At 46.2% G+C, this 17,732-nt stretch carries 15 protein-coding genes; 4 read left to right on the top strand and 11 right to left on the bottom strand.

Going from position 1 to position 17,732, the window contains the following annotated elements; translation table 11 throughout:
- Positions 1-88 precede the first annotated feature (88 nt).
- A complete protein-coding gene (gene hydF / locus TM_RS02255) occupies positions 89-1,303 on the top strand; it encodes a [FeFe] hydrogenase H-cluster maturation GTPase HydF (RefSeq protein WP_004081521.1) in 1,215 nt (404 codons plus the stop codon).
- Positions 1,300-2,676 (top strand): aspartate ammonia-lyase, encoded by a 1,377-nt coding sequence (locus TM_RS02250; RefSeq protein ID WP_004081522.1) that lies wholly within the window; start codon positions 1,300-1,302, stop codon positions 2,674-2,676. The genes hydF and TM_RS02250 overlap by 4 nt, the downstream gene beginning before the upstream one ends.
- On the opposite strand, the gene TM_RS02245 is transcribed toward TM_RS02250, so the two are convergent.
- From TM_RS02245 to pelA, 11 genes are all read right to left on the bottom strand, one after another.
- Positions 2,664-4,094 (bottom strand): gluconokinase, encoded by a 1,431-nt coding sequence (locus TM_RS02245; RefSeq protein ID WP_004081523.1) that lies wholly within the window; start codon positions 4,092-4,094, stop codon positions 2,664-2,666. The genes TM_RS02250 and TM_RS02245 overlap by 13 nt on opposite strands.
- On the bottom strand, positions 4,091-5,374 hold the full coding sequence (locus TM_RS02240; RefSeq protein WP_010865122.1) for a lactate racemase domain-containing protein: 1,284 nt from the start codon (positions 5,372-5,374) through the stop codon (positions 4,091-4,093). Before TM_RS02240 ends, TM_RS02245 begins: the two co-directional genes overlap by 4 nt.
- A 13-nt stretch (positions 5,375-5,387) precedes the next feature.
- A complete protein-coding gene (locus TM_RS02235) occupies positions 5,388-6,146 on the bottom strand; it encodes an SDR family oxidoreductase (RefSeq protein ID WP_004081525.1) in 759 nt (252 codons plus the stop codon).
- Between the two features lie 5 nt (positions 6,147-6,151).
- The gene (gene uxaE, locus TM_RS02230; RefSeq protein ID WP_004081526.1) at positions 6,152-7,597 is read right to left on the bottom strand and encodes a D-tagaturonate epimerase UxaE; all 1,446 of its coding nucleotides are present in this window, start codon (positions 7,595-7,597) and stop codon (positions 6,152-6,154) included.
- Positions 7,598-7,603: 6 nt separating this feature from the next.
- The gene (locus tag TM_RS02225; RefSeq protein WP_004081527.1) at positions 7,604-8,248 is read right to left on the bottom strand and encodes a GntR family transcriptional regulator; all 645 of its coding nucleotides are present in this window, start codon (positions 8,246-8,248) and stop codon (positions 7,604-7,606) included.
- The gene (gene gndA, locus TM_RS02220) at positions 8,245-9,654 is read right to left on the bottom strand and encodes an NADP-dependent phosphogluconate dehydrogenase (RefSeq protein WP_004081528.1); all 1,410 of its coding nucleotides are present in this window, start codon (positions 9,652-9,654) and stop codon (positions 8,245-8,247) included. Before gndA ends, TM_RS02225 begins: the two co-directional genes overlap by 4 nt.
- 18 nt (positions 9,655-9,672) lie before the next feature.
- Positions 9,673-11,019 (bottom strand): exopolygalacturonase PelB, encoded by a 1,347-nt coding sequence (gene pelB / locus TM_RS02215; RefSeq protein ID WP_010865120.1) that lies wholly within the window; start codon positions 11,017-11,019, stop codon positions 9,673-9,675.
- Positions 11,016-12,119: a zinc-binding dehydrogenase gene (locus TM_RS02210; RefSeq protein ID WP_015646101.1), complete on the bottom strand. Its 1,104-nt coding sequence runs from the start codon at positions 12,117-12,119 to the stop codon at positions 11,016-11,018. Before TM_RS02210 ends, pelB begins: the two co-directional genes overlap by 4 nt.
- A 58-nt stretch (positions 12,120-12,177) precedes the next feature.
- Positions 12,178-12,657, bottom strand: coding sequence for an acetylxylan esterase (locus TM_RS02205; RefSeq protein WP_004081531.1), 480 nt, complete (start codon positions 12,655-12,657; stop codon positions 12,178-12,180).
- Between the two features lies 1 nt (position 12,658).
- Complete coding sequence (gene aglA / locus TM_RS02200) at positions 12,659-14,071, bottom strand: alpha-glucosidase AglA (RefSeq protein WP_010865118.1); 1,413 nt, start codon at positions 14,069-14,071, stop codon at positions 12,659-12,661.
- Positions 14,072-14,160: 89 nt separating this feature from the next.
- Positions 14,161-15,264, bottom strand: coding sequence for a pectate trisaccharide-lyase (gene pelA, locus TM_RS02195; RefSeq protein WP_010865117.1), 1,104 nt, complete (start codon positions 15,262-15,264; stop codon positions 14,161-14,163).
- 246 nt (positions 15,265-15,510) lie between these two features.
- Between pelA and TM_RS02190 the strand changes: the two genes are divergently transcribed.
- Both TM_RS02190 and TM_RS02185 read left to right on the top strand, forming a co-directional pair.
- Complete coding sequence (locus tag TM_RS02190) at positions 15,511-16,782, top strand: ABC transporter substrate-binding protein (protein ID WP_004083321.1); 1,272 nt, start codon at positions 15,511-15,513, stop codon at positions 16,780-16,782.
- Positions 16,783-16,862: 80 nt separating this feature from the next.
- Positions 16,863-17,723: a carbohydrate ABC transporter permease gene (locus tag TM_RS02185; protein WP_004083320.1), complete on the top strand. Its 861-nt coding sequence runs from the start codon at positions 16,863-16,865 to the stop codon at positions 17,721-17,723.
- The last annotated feature ends 9 nt before the right edge of the window (positions 17,724-17,732 follow it).

Here is a 17,732-nt window from a genome sequence, read left to right as displayed (position 1 = left end):
CCACCTGAGGTGGAGGGCACCCGACACCGAGGGGGAACTCACCCCTTCGGTCGTGCGAAGGGGATTTTTCTTTATAGAGGGTGATATCGTGAGATTGCCGGACGCTGGTTTCAGGAGATACATCGTTGTCGCTGGAAGGAGAAACGTTGGAAAATCATCCTTCATGAACGCACTCGTTGGACAAAACGTGTCCATCGTGAGTGAATACGCAGGCACCACGACAGATCCCGTTTACAAATCCATGGAGCTTTACCCCGTAGGCCCTGTAACGCTGGTCGACACTCCTGGGCTCGATGATGTGGGAGAACTTGGAAGACTCAGAGTGGAGAAAGCAAGGAGAGTATTCTACAGAGCGGACTGTGGAATACTCGTAACAGACAGCGAACCGACACCGTACGAAGACGACGTTGTCAATCTTTTCAAAGAGATGGAAATTCCCTTCGTAGTTGTCGTAAACAAAATCGACGTTCTTGGAGAAAAGGCCGAAGAGCTGAAGGGACTCTACGAAAGCCGTTACGAAGCGAAAGTACTCCTTGTTTCGGCTTTGCAGAAAAAGGGATTCGACGATATCGGAAAAACCATCTCCGAAATTCTTCCGGGTGATGAAGAGATTCCTTACCTCGGTGATCTGATAGATGGCGGCGATCTTGTGATCCTCGTGGTTCCCATAGATCTCGGTGCTCCAAAGGGAAGGCTCATCATGCCTCAGGTCCATGCGATCAGGGAAGCCCTCGACAGAGAAGCCATCGCCCTCGTGGTGAAGGAAAGAGAGCTCAGGTACGTGATGGAAAACATAGGGATGAAACCAAAACTCGTCATCACAGACTCTCAGGTGGTAATGAAAGTAGCGTCTGATGTCCCGGAAGACGTGGAGCTCACCACCTTTTCCATTGTGGAGTCACGATATCGAGGAGATCTGGCTTACTTTGTGGAAAGCGTGAGAAAGATAGAAGAGCTGGAAGACGGAGACACTGTTGTCATCATGGAAGGCTGCACCCACAGACCTCTCACCGAAGACATCGGAAGGGTAAAGATTCCAAGGTGGCTTGTGAACCACACGGGAGCCCAGTTGAACTTCAAAGTCATAGCGGGAAAGGATTTCCCGGATCTCGAAGAGATCGAGGGTGCCAAACTCATCATTCACTGCGGAGGATGTGTTCTGAACAGGGCAGCTATGATGAGAAGGGTGAGAATGGCAAAGAGACTCGGTATTCCCATGACGAACTACGGTGTGACGATCTCTTACCTCCATGGAGTACTCGACCGGGCGATACGTCCCTTCAGAGAGGAAGTGAAGGTGTGAGAAAGGAACGCGATTACCTCGGGAAACTGGAGATAGAAGGCGAAGTCTACTATGGAATACACACAAAGAGAGCCCTCATGAACTTCCCATCCACGGGTGAAAAGCTCGACGAAACTTTCATCTGGGCCTATTTCATGGTGAAAAAAGCCTGCGCCCTTTTGAACACAGAGCTTGGTTATCTGGACGAACGAACAGGAAACGCCATTGTGAAAGCCTGTGACGAATGGGAAGACCTGAAAAAACACGTGGTTGTGGATCCACTCTCTGGTGGGGCTGGAACTTCCATAAACATGAACGTAAACGAAGTGATCGCAAACAGGGCTACGGAAATACTCGGTGGAAAGAAAGGAGAATACCTGGTCGATCCCATAGACCACGTGAACCTGCACCAGTCCACAAACGATACCTTCCCAACGAGTGCGAAAATCGCCACCATCGTGAAACTCAGAAGACTCATAGATGAAGTGATAAACCTTCAGGAGAAGATTCAGGAGAAAGAGAAGGAGTTCTACTCCATCAGAAAACCGGGAAGAACACAGCTCATGGATGGACCGCCCATCATGTTAGGGCAGGAATTCGGTGCCTTCGCGGATGCCCTCGCGAGAGACAGATGGAGGCTCTACAAAGTCGAAGAAAGAATAAGAAGTGTAAACATCGGGGGAACGGCCATCGGAACGGGAGTTGGGGCGCCGAAAGACTACATCCTCAAGATCGTGGAAAAGGTGAGAGAAGTGACGAAAGTGAAGATTGCTAAAGCAGAAAACCTCATAGACGCCACGCAGAACTGGGACGTTTTTGCCGAGGTTCATGGTCTTTTGAAATCCCTTGCTGTGAACCTCTACAAGATTTCAAACGACATCAGACTGCTGGGAAGCGGACCAAACACCGTGATCGGGGAACTGATTCTTCCAGCTGTGCAGGCGGGAAGCTCCATCATGCCAGGAAAAATAAACCCGGTTGTTTCCGAGTACGTAATGCAAATCTGTCATATGGTTTTCGGTCACGACATGATCCTGAACCATGCCTGCGCGCTTGGGAATTTAGAACTCAACCAGTTCGCTCCTCTGATAGTTCACCTCACACTGAAATCTCTCACACTCCTCACAAACGCCTGTAGATCACTCGCCAGCTACATCTCAAAAATAAAAGCGAACAACGAGCGGTGTGAGGAACACCTTCGAAGGTCTGTTTCGAACCTCACACCTTTGATAAAGTTGTTTGGATACGAAGCGGTCTCTGAAGCAATAAAAAAAGCGAATTGGGACATAAAGAAAGCCGTTGAAATTCTATCCCAGGAGAAAAACATTCCTGTCGAAGAGATACTGAAGGTTCTCAACCTCAAAAAGATGACGGGGCTTGGCTACTCCTTGTAATAATAGTCCACGAGTTTTTCGTACAGGAACTTATAATCATTGTACAGTCTCTCGTACACCGCGTTTCTTTCAGAATCAGGGTGAAACACCCGCTCTACCCGAACCTCTTTTTCGATAAAGCCTTCCACATCTTCTCCCAGCGATTTCAAAGCCATTACGTAGGCTCCAAAAGCGGAAGGATTCTCCACGTTTGTGACGATTATATCCTTTCCAAGAACGTCCGATAAGAGCTGGACCCAGTACGGAGAGCTGGTGAAACCTCCCGTCGCAACGATTCGATTGGGATCAACACTTCCCACTCTTTTAACCGCGTTGTGTATGTCCTTTATCCTGAAGCAGATTCCCTCGAGTGCCGCTCTTGCAATGTCACTCCTTCTGTGAGAGGAAGTGAGCCCTACCAGAACGCCCCTGTATCTTTCTCTCCAGTGCGGTGCCCTTTCCCCGTTGAGAAACGGCAGGAATACCAGTCCGTTCGCACCAGCTGGAGACTCCTTTGCTTCTTCTATGATATCGTTGTAGTCTTTGAATTTCATGATGTCCCTCAGCCACATGAGAACGATACCACCGTTGTTTATCGCCCCGCCGAGAACGTAGTTCTCCTCATCGATCAGATAGCACCAGGTGGAAATCCCCTCCCGATCGATCACCGGTCTGTCCATGACAACACGAAACGCGCCGCTCGTTCCGATCGTCACGGTGGCTGAATCAGGATCCATCACGTTCACTCCTACGTTCGTCATCACTCCGTCTCCACCGCCGAGGACCAGGTAGACTTTCTTGAAGCCGAGCTCTTTCGCTATTTCATCCTTCACCCTCAACTGTGTGTAAGGTGATTTGATCTCAGGAAGATCTTCTTTCCTCACTCCCGTGATCTCCAGGATTTCCCCGTCCCATTCGAGGGAATGTATGTTCATCATACCGGTTCCAGATGCGAGAGAAAGCTCTTCCACAAATTCTCTAGTCATCTTGTTGACGATGTAAGCTTTTATCGAACAGAACTTTTTCGCATTCGAGTTTTTCTTCATCCACAGGATCTTCGAAGGCCAGTACATCGGATGGAGCGGGCACGCAGTTTTTTCGTAAAAGAACCTGACACCGTACTTCTTCTCCAGTTCTTCCTTTTCCCGAAAGGATCTTCTATCTGCCCAGTTGAGGAGGGGAGTAACCGGATTGAGATTTTCATCAAGACCGATGATGCTGTGGAACACAGAGCTCATACCAACGTAGAGAACCTCGTCCTCGTTGGGTACTTGCTTTAAAAGATCGAAAACAGCGGAAAAGATCTCATTCGGGTCCTGTTCTGCCGCCTCGGGTGATGGAAAGAAGATTCTATATGACTTTTTCAGAACTTTCCACTCACCGTTACTTTTGAACATAAGACGAGCGCTCTCTGTTCCAATGTCTATGGCCGCTATCATCCTCTCCTCTCCTTCAGATCGTAGAGGTACTTTCCACCCGGGACTATCCAGAGACTATCCTCATCCATGAAATCTTCTTTTTTGATCTTCGACGGATCCATGTATCCAAGGTTCACTGCCCTGCATTCGTCTTCAGGAATGGAGGTAGCGAGAATCACATCGAATTCGAACTCCTCTTTACCCGTTTCTGGATCGAACGTTCCAGCTCCTCTTACGTTGATCACATGTGCTGCAACGTTCTTGTTGAAATCGGGATGTTTCTTCAGATACCACTTCACGTAGTCTTTACAGTGGTATCCTATTTCCCTGATCCACTTGTCCATCTGCGGGTTGGAGTGGAACCTCTTTATGTGCGGTGCGTAGATGATGATCTGACCGCCCTTTGCCATCACACCTGGTCTTTGAAGCTTGTAGGAACCCTTCCCCGCCGTCCAGACTTCATCGTATTCCTCTCCTATCACCTGGACAGCCCTTCTGAGAGGTCGGTCTATGTATTTCACGTGAAGTTGAGAGCTGAGCTCGCAAGCTTTTTCGTATGCCCTTAAAAAGCCTTCGTATCCTTCATCTATGTAGAGAGCTCTTGGAATCACTTCTTCTTCCTCTTCGTACACCATGTTGAGTGTGAAGGATCTTGCTTTTATCTTCTCAAAGATCATCTCCGATGCCCTGTTTATGATCTTACGCGCGGGATTGTCCACTGTGCCTATGAGTTTTGGAATGCCCATGAGAACTGCTGCCCAGTGGAAAGTATCTACAACTTCCGTGCTGGCAATTCCCGGAATAACGATCTTCAAGCCACCGGAAAAACCTGTTGATTCGTGAGGAACTGTACCGTTTATGAAAAAGATCGCGTCGAAATCTTCAAAGAGAAGTCTGTTCACCTTTATCGGTATCTCCTCTTCCAGATCTCCCTCGGTCATCTCTGAAACGAAACCAGCCGGTAGCGTGCCAACAAACGCCAGTGCTTCAGGATTGAAAAACTCATGGTTATGGAAAAACACTCTTCTTTCGTTTCTTGAGATACCGAGTTTCTTTTCGAACTCTTCAATTTTCATAGTCCTATGTGTACCACTTGCGTTGAGCGTATGAAACTCTTTCAGACCTCTTTCAAGGAGAAATCTGTAGAGGTTCTTTGCTACTAAGTGGGTGAAATCCACACGGGTGTAATCTGTGTGCACCACCAGCACTTTTTTCACTTTTCCAAGATCTTCAACCAATTTTGAAAGACCTTCTTTTATCTTCTCTTCGGTCAAAGGATCTCCTTCCAGATACACCGTCACTGGCCTCACCCCTTCAATTCGCAGTCCAACCACCGTCTACAAATATGATCTGTCCAGTCACGTACTTCGCCTCTTCGGAAGCAAGGAAGACTGCCACACCCTTCAAATCCTCTGGTACACCCGTTCTGCCAAGGGGTATCCTCTTGAGCATGTAGTCCAGTTTTTCTGGATCGCTGAACACAGCCTCTGTCATCTTGGTTCTGTACCAGCCCGGCGCTATCACATTCACCCTTATGCCGTACCTTCCCCATTCCTTCGCCAGAGCTTTTGTGAGAGAAGCTACGCCCCCTTTCGAAGCAGCGTACGCGGATATGTTGGGCATGGTGACTTCTTCAACGGTGAGAGATCCTATGTTTATGATAGAGGGGTTATCGGATTCTCTCAGGAGTGAAAAGGCCTCCCTACACACGTAGTAAGTTCCAAAAAGGTTCACCTCTATCACCTGTCTGAACTCATCGAGAGGAAATTCTTCCGCTGGATGTCTTCTGTTTATCCCCGCAGCGTTGACCACCGTATCGAGCTTTCCAAATTTCTCTTTCACTGCTTCCAAAAGTTTTTTCACTTCCTCATAGTTTGAAACATCGCATCGGAAAGCCATCGTTTCAACACCGTATTTTTCTGTCAACTTTTGAGCCGCTTCTGATGCTTCCTCCAGATTTCTGCTTGCAACGACCACTGAACATCCGGCCTCTGCCAGCCCCTGAGCGATTCCAAAACCCAGCCCACGAGAGCCACCGGTTACGAGGGCAACCCTCCCCCTGAGATCGAACACCTCTTTCACCCCTCCAGCAGATCCACGTGCCTTTTTATATGTTTTGCCACAGTTTCGTAAAAGAGTTCCTCGTTTTGTTCAAGCGTCTTAAATAGCCGTTCTTTCAAAGATGCATCTTTCAGAACAGAGCCGTAGGTGACGTGGATCAACTGTCTCACGTTGATGTCTTCAAAAAGACCTGGAAGATCTTCATCTTTCACTTTCTCTACTTCCGGAACTTTCGACAGATCCGCAGATATGTGATAGGACTTTCTGTCTTCCTCAAAGTGATCGAGAGTACACCTGTAGATCTCCCGGAAGAGCTCCGGGTTGACCATGGATATGACCTTCACCGCCTCAAGATAACTCGTTCCGGCTGTCTTCACGTGGAAAAGGCCTCCTGTCGCGGAAGCAAAAGCAGGATACACGGAAAATTTGTCGCTTCCAGAGTGGAGTGATATTTTGTATCCTTCGAACATCCTTGCGATTTCTGCGTGCATTTTGATTTCTCTCTCGAACTGTGCAAGATCCCCCTTGTAATCTATTCCCTTTTCCCATTCGCCGATGAATCTCAGGGCAAGATTGGTGAACTCCACACCTCTTCGTCTGAGTTCTTCCACAACGAAAATGTGGAAGAGAGGACTCGTAGGAGTTTCTGTTTCGTCAACTGACACTTCGAAGTCGAAATCCGGGGTTTCGTCTTTCAAAATTTGATACATCATATCCACGTGGGCAATCGCATCGTAATACACGAGCGCCGCATCTCTGAGATTCTTCTCATCGAATTCGATCTTCTCACCGAGAACAGAGTATTTCTTACCGAGATAGATCCTGTCGATCCTTTCCTTTCTCAGAATCTCTTCGAATTTCTCATTTCTTTCCTTTTCTGTAAGTTTTGAAAGATTCCTCACATGATCCGAAGGATCGATTGTGAACATGGTGAAACCTTCCCTTGCAGCCGAAACAAGATCCTCCGGCCGCTTCACATGGTCTGCATCCGCTCCGAATCCCTCACTGTATCCCTCCTGGAAAACTCCCCATGTGGCATCGTCCAGCACATCTCTCCAGGTCCTTCCCGTTCTCTCGTTCTCCCTCACCGACTGCTGCGCAAAGATGGGAAAAAGCCCTGAATCCTTCAACGCCCTCACGTGAGCCGGTGTGGTGATACCGAGTCTGTCACCTGTTCCAAAAGACGCTCTCAATCCCGCTCGAACTGGTTTGAGATCTGGAAAGTATTTTCTGAGAACTTCCAAGTTCTCATGATTTCTCTCACAGAAAAAGAACGAAACACCCTCCGCCCGCTGTTTTTTGAAAAACGACAGACCTTCAGGTGCCTTTTCTCCAGCCACCACCAGAATTTTTCCTTCCTCTTCCTTTGTCAAGAAGAAAGAAAGAGAATCCTTTTCTCTATAAGACTTTTCGTAAACTTCGTATCCCCTTCCAAAGTGGTCTTTGAACACTTTCAAGACCATAACTTCTCAACTCCTTTCATATGTGTACAGGTTCTTTATGGTCTCCGCCTCCACATTTTTCAAGTGTTCTTTTAACTTTTCAATAGCGCCTTCTTTATCGCCGCTGATGATTCTCTCTATGAGTTCTTTGTGTTCCCTGTTCGAAACGACGTATCTTTCGTTCAGATGCCTTACGAGGTCTATACGATCCCATATTTTTTCATACAAAGATATGATGAGTTCATTTCCCGAGGCTCTGATGAAGAGTTTGTGTAGCCTTTCATCGGAATCGTCAAAAATCTCTCTCTTGGCGCTTTTCTCCACATCATCGATTTCTCCCTTTATCTCTAAAAGTTCTTCGGAACCAGCAATTTTATCGAAGTAATTTTCAAGACAGAAGACTTCCATCATGATTCTCGTTTCTATGGTTTCTCTTATGAATTTCTCATCGACGTCGGTTACAAAAAAACCAACCCTTGGAACCACCTTCACAAGACCCTCAGTTGCAAGCTGGAGAAGGGCATCCCGCACAGGAGTAAAGCTGATACCAAGTTTTTCGGAGAGTTCTCTCACGTTTAGTTTCTCTCCAAGCTTCAATTCGTGGTTCAGTATCATTTCTTTGAGAAGATTGTAGACCTTCGTTCTCACGAGGTCCACTTCGATTTTTTTCATCCTATCTCTCCTTCCTCCCAGTTGATGTGGAACACACCTTCTCTGTCTACTCTCTCAAAAGTGTGTGCTCCGAAGAAGTCTCTTTGAGCCTGTATGAGATTCGCCGGCAGTCTCTCTTCGGTAAGACTCATGAAGTAGTTGTAAGAGGAACTCAAAACAGGAACGGGGATTTCGTTCTCTATGGACGCCTTCAATATGTTCTTTAGAGAATCGATTTTGCCTTTCAATAGATTCATCACTTCTTCGTTCTCCAGCAAATACGCGTTCTCGTTAGATATGTACCTTCTGAGTGTGTCTATCAACTTCGCCCTTATGATACATCCACCCTTCCATATTCTGAGCACCTCCGAGAGGCTCACCCCATAGCCGAACTCTTTCGATGCTTCTGCGATCAACCACATGCCCTGAGAAAAGGCCATGAACATGGCAAAGAAGAGAGAGTTTCGGAGATCTCTCAAAAATTCCTCGCTACCCTGAGTAGCGCTTCTTCTCTTATTATACAGTTTCGAAAGCCTTGTTCTTATGTCTTTGAAATGGGAAATCACCCTTTCAACCACCGCCAGGTTTATGGAAGGGGTAGGTATTCCGAGGTCAAGGGCTGCTTGGGATGTCCACTTTCCAGTTCCCTTTTGTTCCGCCTTGTCCAGAATCACATCGACCATCGGTTTTCCTGTTTCTTCATCTTTCTTTCTCAAAATCTTGTAGGTGATCTCCACCAGGAACGAGCTGAGTTCTCCTCTGTTCCACTCTTCAAAGATACTGGACATTTCTTCAGATGATAGGCTCAAAACATCTCTCATAATGTGATAAACTTCCGCTATCGCCTGCATGATGGCGTATTCTATGCCGTTGTGAACCATCTTCACAAAGTGGCCCGCTGATCTTTCACCAACGTATGTACAGCATGGTCCATCCTCTGTTTTCGCTGCTATTTCCAAAAGAATCTCCTCAACCAGGTTGTACGCTTCTCTACTTCCCCCAGGCATGAGAGAAGGCCCGTGAAGAGCCCCGTACTCACCACCAGAAACTCCCATACCGAGGAAAAGTATTCCCTTTTCAGAGAGTTCCTTGAAGCGTCTTTCGGTATCCATGTAATGGGAATTACCACCGTCTATTATCAAATCACCTGGTTCGAGGTGAGGAAGAAGCTGAGAAATCGTATCATCCACGGGTTTTCCTGCCTTTACCATTAAGATTATCTTTCTTGGTCTTTCGAGAGACTTCACGAAGCTTTCGATATCGTAATGAGGTTCTATCTCTTCATTCGTTACACGATTTTTCACAAATTCCTCCGTTCTCTGTGCTGTTCTGTTGTAAACCGAAACTTTGTAGCCTTTCCTCGCAATGTTCAGTGCAAGATTCTGACCCATCACAGCAAGACCGATGAGACCAATATGAGATTTCACCGGCGTCACCTCCCTATTTTATTTCAGCAGAGCTTTACCTTCGATGTAAAGCTTTTCGAATCTTGATCCATTCATGATAACATTCTCCATCCCCAACTGACCGAACTCAAGAAGAACAGAGATCTTCGCTCCTTCAATTATAGTATCAGATATCAGAATATCTTTTACATAATCATTCTCCAGACCCTCAATCCGTACAGCGTATTTTCCACCTGTCGCCTTCAGGTTCTTAACAAAAACGCTTCTGACTACAGGAAGATATTCTCCCTCTTCGTTATCGTATCTGAGATTTATTCTGATCACCTCTTCTGAAACGTTCACAGCCACGTTGTCTATAAAGAAGATGTTCTCCATGTATCCTCCACGCCTGGAATTCGTTTTCAACCTGAGAGCCCTTTCCACATTCATGTAGACGTTGTTCCTTGCAACGACGTTTCTCACACCACCGGACATCTCACTCCCAATCACAAGTCCACCATGACTCGCCTGACTGATCACCAGGTTATCCCTCACAAGAATGTATTCAGAAGGTACTCCGATTCGTCTTCCGTCCGCGTCTCTCCCCGATTTGATGACCACAGAATCATCACCTGTGTCGAATCTGCATTTCTCAATGAGCATATACTTGCAGGATTCAGGATCGATACCATCATTGTTTGGGCCCGTGCTTGAAATTTCAATGTTTCTTATGATCACATTTTCAGAGAGAACCGGATGTACACACCACATAGGAGAGTTGATGATCTTCACACCCTCTACCAAAACATTTCTGCATCTGTAAAACTGAACAAAACTCGGTCTCAGATAATGTCCTTTTCCGAACACCCTTTCTTCAACTGGTGTTCCTCTCTCGGCCATTTCTTTCAGTTTTTTTACATCCTCCTGCTGGTTGGGAAGTCCTTCCTTCCATCCGAAATCTTTCTTTCCCTTCCAGGGCCACCAGTGTTCGTTGTCTGCTGAACCGTCCAAAACCCCACTTCCGGTGATAGCCACGTTCTCACAATCTAAGGCGTAAACCAGGGGAGAATAATTGTACAGTTCGATTCCCTCGAACCTGGTGAGAACGACGGGAAGGTATCTCTCAGGATCAGGAATGAATTTTATGGTTCCCTTCACGTGGAGTTCGATGTTGCTCTTCAAATGAATTGGTCCCGTTAGAAACACACCTTCGGGAACAATCAGTCTTCCTCCGCCCTGTTTTGAAAGTTCTTCTATGGCCCTTTTGAAGCTCTCAGAACAGTCTGTTCTTCCATCCCCTCTCGCTCCAAAATCAAGGAGGTTAACCTCCCGATCGGGTATCTGAGGCTCTCTCACGTGATTCAAAATCTCTTCTTCAATCTTTTTTGCCAGTTCTTCCATGATCATCCCTCCGGATAAAGGATTACTTTCAAAGCCTCTCTCGATTCCATGAGTTCCAGGGCTTTGTTTGCCTCTTTCAAAGGAAGTCTGTGCGTGATGAGCTTGGAAAGAAGTTGATAATTCCTGGACGTGATTGAAACCGTCTTCACAAAGTGTGAAGTATCACTGACCCAGATTCCCTTGAAAGTCGCGTTCTTCAAAACAAGCCATTCGTAAACTTTAAAAGGTACAGGATCCTGTGGCACAGCTACCCCCGCAACAGAGTAAAATCCTCCTCTTCTCAGTAACTCAGATCCTTCGAGAAGTGCTCTGCTGTCCCCCGTCGCTTCCAGGATAAAATCTGCTCCTCTACCGTGTGTGATGTCCATTATTGCTTTTCTTCTCTCCTCAACACTCGTTTCTCTTCTGTTCAATGTGAGATCTGCTCCTATTTCTTCGGCAAGTTTCAGCCTGTTCGGAGAACCCGCTATTACAATCACATTCTCCGCACCAAGACTCCTTGCTATAACAACTCCAAACAATCCCAAAGGTCCTGCTCCCTGTATAACAACGGTCTTCCCAGCAAAGGATTCAGGATACTCATCAAACGCGTGGTATGCAGTTGCTCCTGAACACATCGCCATGGCAAGAACATCGAGATCGTCTTTTTCCGATACCTTTAAAACGTCTGTTTCTGGGTCCAGCACAATGTGAGAACTGTAGCATCCCCTGAGGTGAGGATACTCAGAACATCCCCTGTTTATTCCATAGACCTTTCTGTTTGGACAGAGATAAGGTTCTTTTGACACCTTACACCAGTAACATTCACCACAGGTGATACCCCTATTCCAGACTATCAAATCACCGGGTTTAAGGAGTTCTCCATTGAGATCTCTCTTTTCTCCGTTCACTTCGACAACTCTTCCTGCACCCTCGTGCCCCAGGATGATGGGAAGAGGTACTCTGGGATCTTCTCCGCGAAACATGTGAACATCGGAACCACAAACACCTGCAGAGAGAATTTCAACCAGAATAGATCCTCGTGGAATGTCTGAGATCTCGAATTCTTTATATACAAGAGGTTGATTGAACTTTTCGAGCACCATGGCGTGAGCTTTCAACCCCATCACTCCCTTTAAGATGTTTGATGTTTCAGATATAGTTTACCATAATTCATATTTATGTCTATATATAATAATACGTTTTAGGATCCAGTATACCACGAGTCATAAAACCTGGGAATTGGGGATTCAATGGTTCTTCGCAATAATCTGGTGTGTCACCTTTTGTTCTACTCGTTCCCTGGCCTCGTGTATCCATAACAAAATTGGCATATCCCGCACTACTCCAGAAGAGCCAGTCGAACGGGAATCCCCTTCCTCCTCTGTACCCAATGAACTGAACAACACACGGGAGTTTCTCCTCTTTCCTGACAACCGGTAAAATTAACCACGCCTTTATCCTTTGTCCCTTGTAACCAGAGAAGGTGACATCGTACACTTCCACGTTCTCAAGTAAATAATCTACTCTTTCAAAAACAGGATCCAGAGGAAACCCCTTTGATTCCTCAAGAGTTTTTCTCCAGAACTGGTCAAAATCCCCCTCTTCGTATCTTTCAGGAAGGTAAGACCTTAATTTCTCCAGAGGCATGTCAAACAGCGCCATATCAATTCTTTCCTACTTTTGAGTAATGCTTCTTCATTTCCTCGTTGAAGGGGAGGTTAAGGATATCATCAATAACAGCGACGGCCTGTTCGTAGGATCTGGTTCTTGGATCCCTGACGAGGATCTCCTCAAGAACCCTCCTGTCACCAGATATGAACGCCTCAAGTGTCCACTCCATCCTGAGTATCCTCGGAAGTAAGTAGAACTTCTTGATCCTGTCTGTAAGATCAGGCTCTATCTTCTCCGGATGTATCCCCTCTTTATCAACTACCACCGGCACCTCCACCATTACATCGTCCGGTATCCCCTTTATCACCCCTCTGTTCTCTACGTTCAATACAAGCCTCGCCTTCTTGTCGTTCACAAGCGCGTTGATGAAAGGTATGTGCTGTTCTACACTCTCACTGCCTGTTGTGAACACCTCAGGCCACACCTTCGTCAGCTCTATCGTCGGATCTTTCTCCACTTCTTTCGCAAGTTCCATCAGCCTCTTCCTCTGCTCCCTCAAACTCTCGTAGAACTTCGGCCTTTCCACTTCGTTGTCTATCCCTCCAAACTTCCCGTACCATCTCTTCTTCGTCTCAAGATCGTAGTGGTATTTCCATGTCCCACTCCTCACCGTATCCCCTATCGGGTACATCCCGTAGAACCTGTACATGTCTATCGCTGCAGGTGAAAAGTCCACATCCCAGGGATTCTTCGGTTCCCATCGCGATGCGTTCTCCTCTATCCATTCGTCCAGCTTCGGATAGAGATCTTCCCCTCTGCATCTAAACCTGTTCATCCATATCGCATGGTTCACCCCTGCTACCTGCCAGTCTAATTCCTCTGGCTCCACACCGAGTACTTTCGCAAGGTGGAACACGTGCGCATACCCGTGGCAGAAACCCACTATCTTTGCCTTCGTAAGCCTCTTCACAAGTTGTGTGATCTCAAAAACAGGATTGGCCGTCTGCAGTATCCACGCATTCGGTGCTATCTTCTCCACTGCCTTTGCTATATCAAGGCTCATCTTCAGGTGGTTGTAGTTGCTGAGTGTGTAGTAGTCCGAGACCATGTTCAGCTCCTGGCTGTCTATCCCTCTGTAGTAGCCATGTCTCTCCCCTACTTCCCTCATGATCTCGTAGTGTACGTATCCGTCTTCGTGCCCTGGTGCCCTGTAGAGGGCTGTGTTGATGACAAAATCTGCCCCTTCAAGTGCCTCCTCAAGGCTTGTCGTCTGTTCCACTGTGTACTCTGCATTCAGTTCTCTGAGGTACTTTGTGACGAGAATGTACGTTGCTTTCAACCTTTCTTCGTCGATGTCCATCAGTACCAGTCTTGACCCATACAAATCCGGTGTCTTCGCCAGGTCCCCTACCAGCTTGATCGTGTACCTCACACTCCCCGCTCCTACAAATACTATGGTAGGCATGTGTGCACCTCCTCTAAATTCCGGGTAATGGTTCAAATACAAAGAGGGGGTCTCCCCCCTCCAAATGTTAACGGATTGGTTGATGATAATTACTGAGCCGTATTTAGTTCTTCAAACACCAGTTTCCCTGCTCCTGCTCCATCTACAACGATTTTTGGAACATCTTGAACTGGATCAAGCGTGTAATCGTAGTACTCGCGTGGATCGAGAGCGGGTTTTCCTTCCTCAACAGGACGCACTTCAGGTTCTTTACAGTAGTAAAATTCATTCTTTGCATCTCCTTCACCGAGCGTCAGATAACCTTCCACGGGACCCATGATTCTGGTGGGAAGGAACGCAATTCCCGCCTCTGCCATCACAGCACCGTATCCCATGAAGTAGTTTCCTTCAACGTGGACTTTCGCTCCCATCGCTGAAGCAACACCGTAAATGGGGAAGACGTTTCCAGAGACACCTGTTCTCAGGCCCATGCTGTAGAAGTTATTGAACACGTGTGCCATTCCAAATCTAATTCTGGGCATTCTCTGAATACAGTTCTTGAAGTAGTTATGGTGGTACGTGACCTTGTAAGCCTGCCCTGCCTGTTCCGGATCTTCTTTGTCGGAGGAACCAACGAGGGAGACCTTGTCGTGATCCACAAATTTACACCAGGAAACAGTGATGTAGTTTGAGTATTTTTTAATATCCACTGCACCATCGTTGCCGTTGACGAAGGTACAGTGGTCGATCCAGATATGATGAGAATTTTCCACGTTGATATAGTCGAAATCATACTTCTTACCCCGAGGATCGTCCTCCATGTAAAAGCCCTCAAAATGAATATTTCTTATGATCACATTCTGGGCATCCTTTATCACAAGACCTCCACCGACTATCTTTGCATCGTTTATTCCCACGATCGTTTTGTCTGAAAGAACTTTAATTTCTCTCTTTGGTTCAAAAACGATCGTTCCATCAACGACTATTACGTACTTTCCTTCTGCTGTTGTGTATTTCTCCAGTTCTTCCGCTGTTCTGACGAAAACGATCTCACCACCCAATCCACCAACTGTGCCCTCCGGTAAATCCGCCGTCGGTACGGATGCAAATCCCACAGGTTTGTCATTGAGAGAAGCTTTTACAGCACCAGTTAGAACAGCTGTGAAAACAAGAAGCAGTACTAAAGAAACCACACGAGAAAACCTCATGAGCATCCCTCCCTACTGAGATATCTGATGTTTCAAATTTTCACGTCAGTGATGTTACCACATCTTTTCGATTCAAGTCAATATTTGGTTTCATAAGAACACACACAATAATTGGATATAATTGTTTCTAATCACTCGTAATCGATTGTTCTTCAAGTTAATCAAACTTGACACGGATGAAAATTCGGTGATAAAATCCCTTTGAAGTATCAGACATCAAAATCGAAAATCTTATGTTAGGAGGGGAGAGTTATGCGGAAACTCGCAGTTGTTCTTTTGATCTCTTTGATACTTCTACCGGTACTAGCTAGTGCAGTGAAACTCACTATCTACTGTGGTGGAGGAACAGAAAGAAAAGGACTGGAGGCTCTCGTAGCCGAGTACAAGAAACTGAATCCTGATGTCGACTTCGAAATTATCGACATTTCTTATTCATCCTATATGCAGAAGATCTCCCTTGCAGTCATGAGCGGTGACGTTCCAGATCTCATGACCATAACGTATCCATTTGCACCGGAACTTAGAAAGTACCTCATCGATTTGGATCCATACATAGAAAAATACTTGGGAATCACGCCAAAAGAATACGAAGATGCTTTCTACAATGTTGTGAAGCCTTATATCAAGGACGAGAATGGGAAGATCAAGTACGTTCCACTTCACTTCACAGTCCAGGGTCTATGGGTCAATGTGGATTACTTCGAAAAAGCTGGTATACCTTTCCCACCACTTGGTGGAAGAGAAGAGCCCTGGACATGGGAAGAGTTCGTGGAAGTTTTGAGAAAGGTGAAAGAGGCAAATAACCTGCCATACGCTATGTCCATGCAGTATTCTGCTGAAAGAATAGCGAACTATCTTGCAATCAGAGGAGCCAAAGTGCTGGATGAGAATCTGAATCTTGTTCTCGATAAGGATCCAAAAGCAATCAAAGCTCTTGAGGATTTTGTTAATCTATTCAAAGAAAACCTTTGTGTTCCCGCCGAGTGGGTAAGCGGGCAGTCTGCGGACAATGATTTCTATGGTGGTGTCACAGCGGTTTACTGGGCCGGTAGTTGGGAAACCCTCGATGCTCTCTCTGTAGAAGGCAAGAGATTTCTCCCGGCATACTTACCAAAGGATGAATACTGTTTTGGTGTAGAAGGCGGAAGGTTCTTCGGTGCGTTCAAGACGGGTGACAAAAAGAAAGAAGAAGAAGCCGCAAAATTCGCTCTCTGGGCTGGATGGAAAGGAAAGGGTTACGATATTTACTTGAAGACAACCCTGCACCTTTCCGCTTACAAAGATCACAAGGTAGACTACGGAGTACCAATAATGGAAAGTGTGCAGAAGGTGTTTGGATACCTTGCTGCGAATGCTCCTGAATGGATTGTGACGGTCAGGGCAAATCCTGTCTGGAGTAGACTATATGATCCTCTGAGAAAGCAAATCTCACTCGTTATAGCTGGTCAACAGGATTTGCAGACAGCTTTGAAGAATATCAGAGCGGAGTATGAAAGAATAGTTGAAGAACTTGGTATTAAATAATCAATGATGATTGCCTTCGGGGAGGGTATCCTCCCTCCCCATATTTATTTGCCACGAAAACAAAACAGGGAGGAGAGTGGATGATCCGAAGCCTAGTTAGATCCAGATTCATCTTCGTTCTTCCTGGTCTTGTATTCCTTGTACTGTTTGTTGCAGTACCAGTTATCAGTGTTTTCATCATGGGATTCTTCAAATGGAATCTCCTGAGTCCTCCCCGATTCGTTGGATTAGAAAACTTTAAGATGCTTCTAAAAGATAAATGGTTTTGGAATTCTGTGTGGGTTTCCATCAAGCTCCTTCTTTTGGCAGTTCCGATGCAGTTCTTCGTATCGCTGGGACTGGCTCTTTGTCTGTATGAAGAAACCACTGCTTCGAAAATACTTCGTGCTTTCTTCTACTGGCCGTACATGATGCCAGCCGTCGCTGGAACAACAATGTGGAAGTGGCTTTTGTCTTATGATATAGGACTCTTGAACCATATTTTGAGGACATTGGGTTTGCCACCCGTTCCCTGGTTGATAAAACCATTTCCCGCTTTGTTTTCGATTGCATTACTGAGGACCTGGGGGATGACAGGACTTTTGATGGTTATGTTCATCACAGGACTCCAAAATGTTCCGCAAGATTATATAGAAGCCGCGATGATCGATGGTGCAAATAGATGGCAGAGATTCTGGTACGTGGTATTTCCTGCTATGAGCAATACAAATCTCTTAGTGTTGATGACAGCGATCGCTCACACATTAAGAAGCTTTGCAGGGGTATACGTGCTCACTACAGGAGGACCAGGTTACGCTACAACGATAATTCCTCTCTACATCTATCAAACAGCGTTCACTCAGTTCAGAATAGGTTATTCCTACGCTGCTTCTGTCATATATTTCCTTATTGCGTTTGCGATTGCTATGATCACTCTCAAACTTAGAGAATCGAGATCCTAGTTGGGAGGG

Origin of the sequence: Thermotoga maritima MSB8 (assembly GCF_000008545.1) — a bacterium.
Taxonomy (GTDB): Bacteria; Thermotogota; Thermotogae; order Thermotogales; family Thermotogaceae; genus Thermotoga; species Thermotoga maritima.
This window is presented reverse-complemented; position numbering and strand designations above follow the sequence as displayed.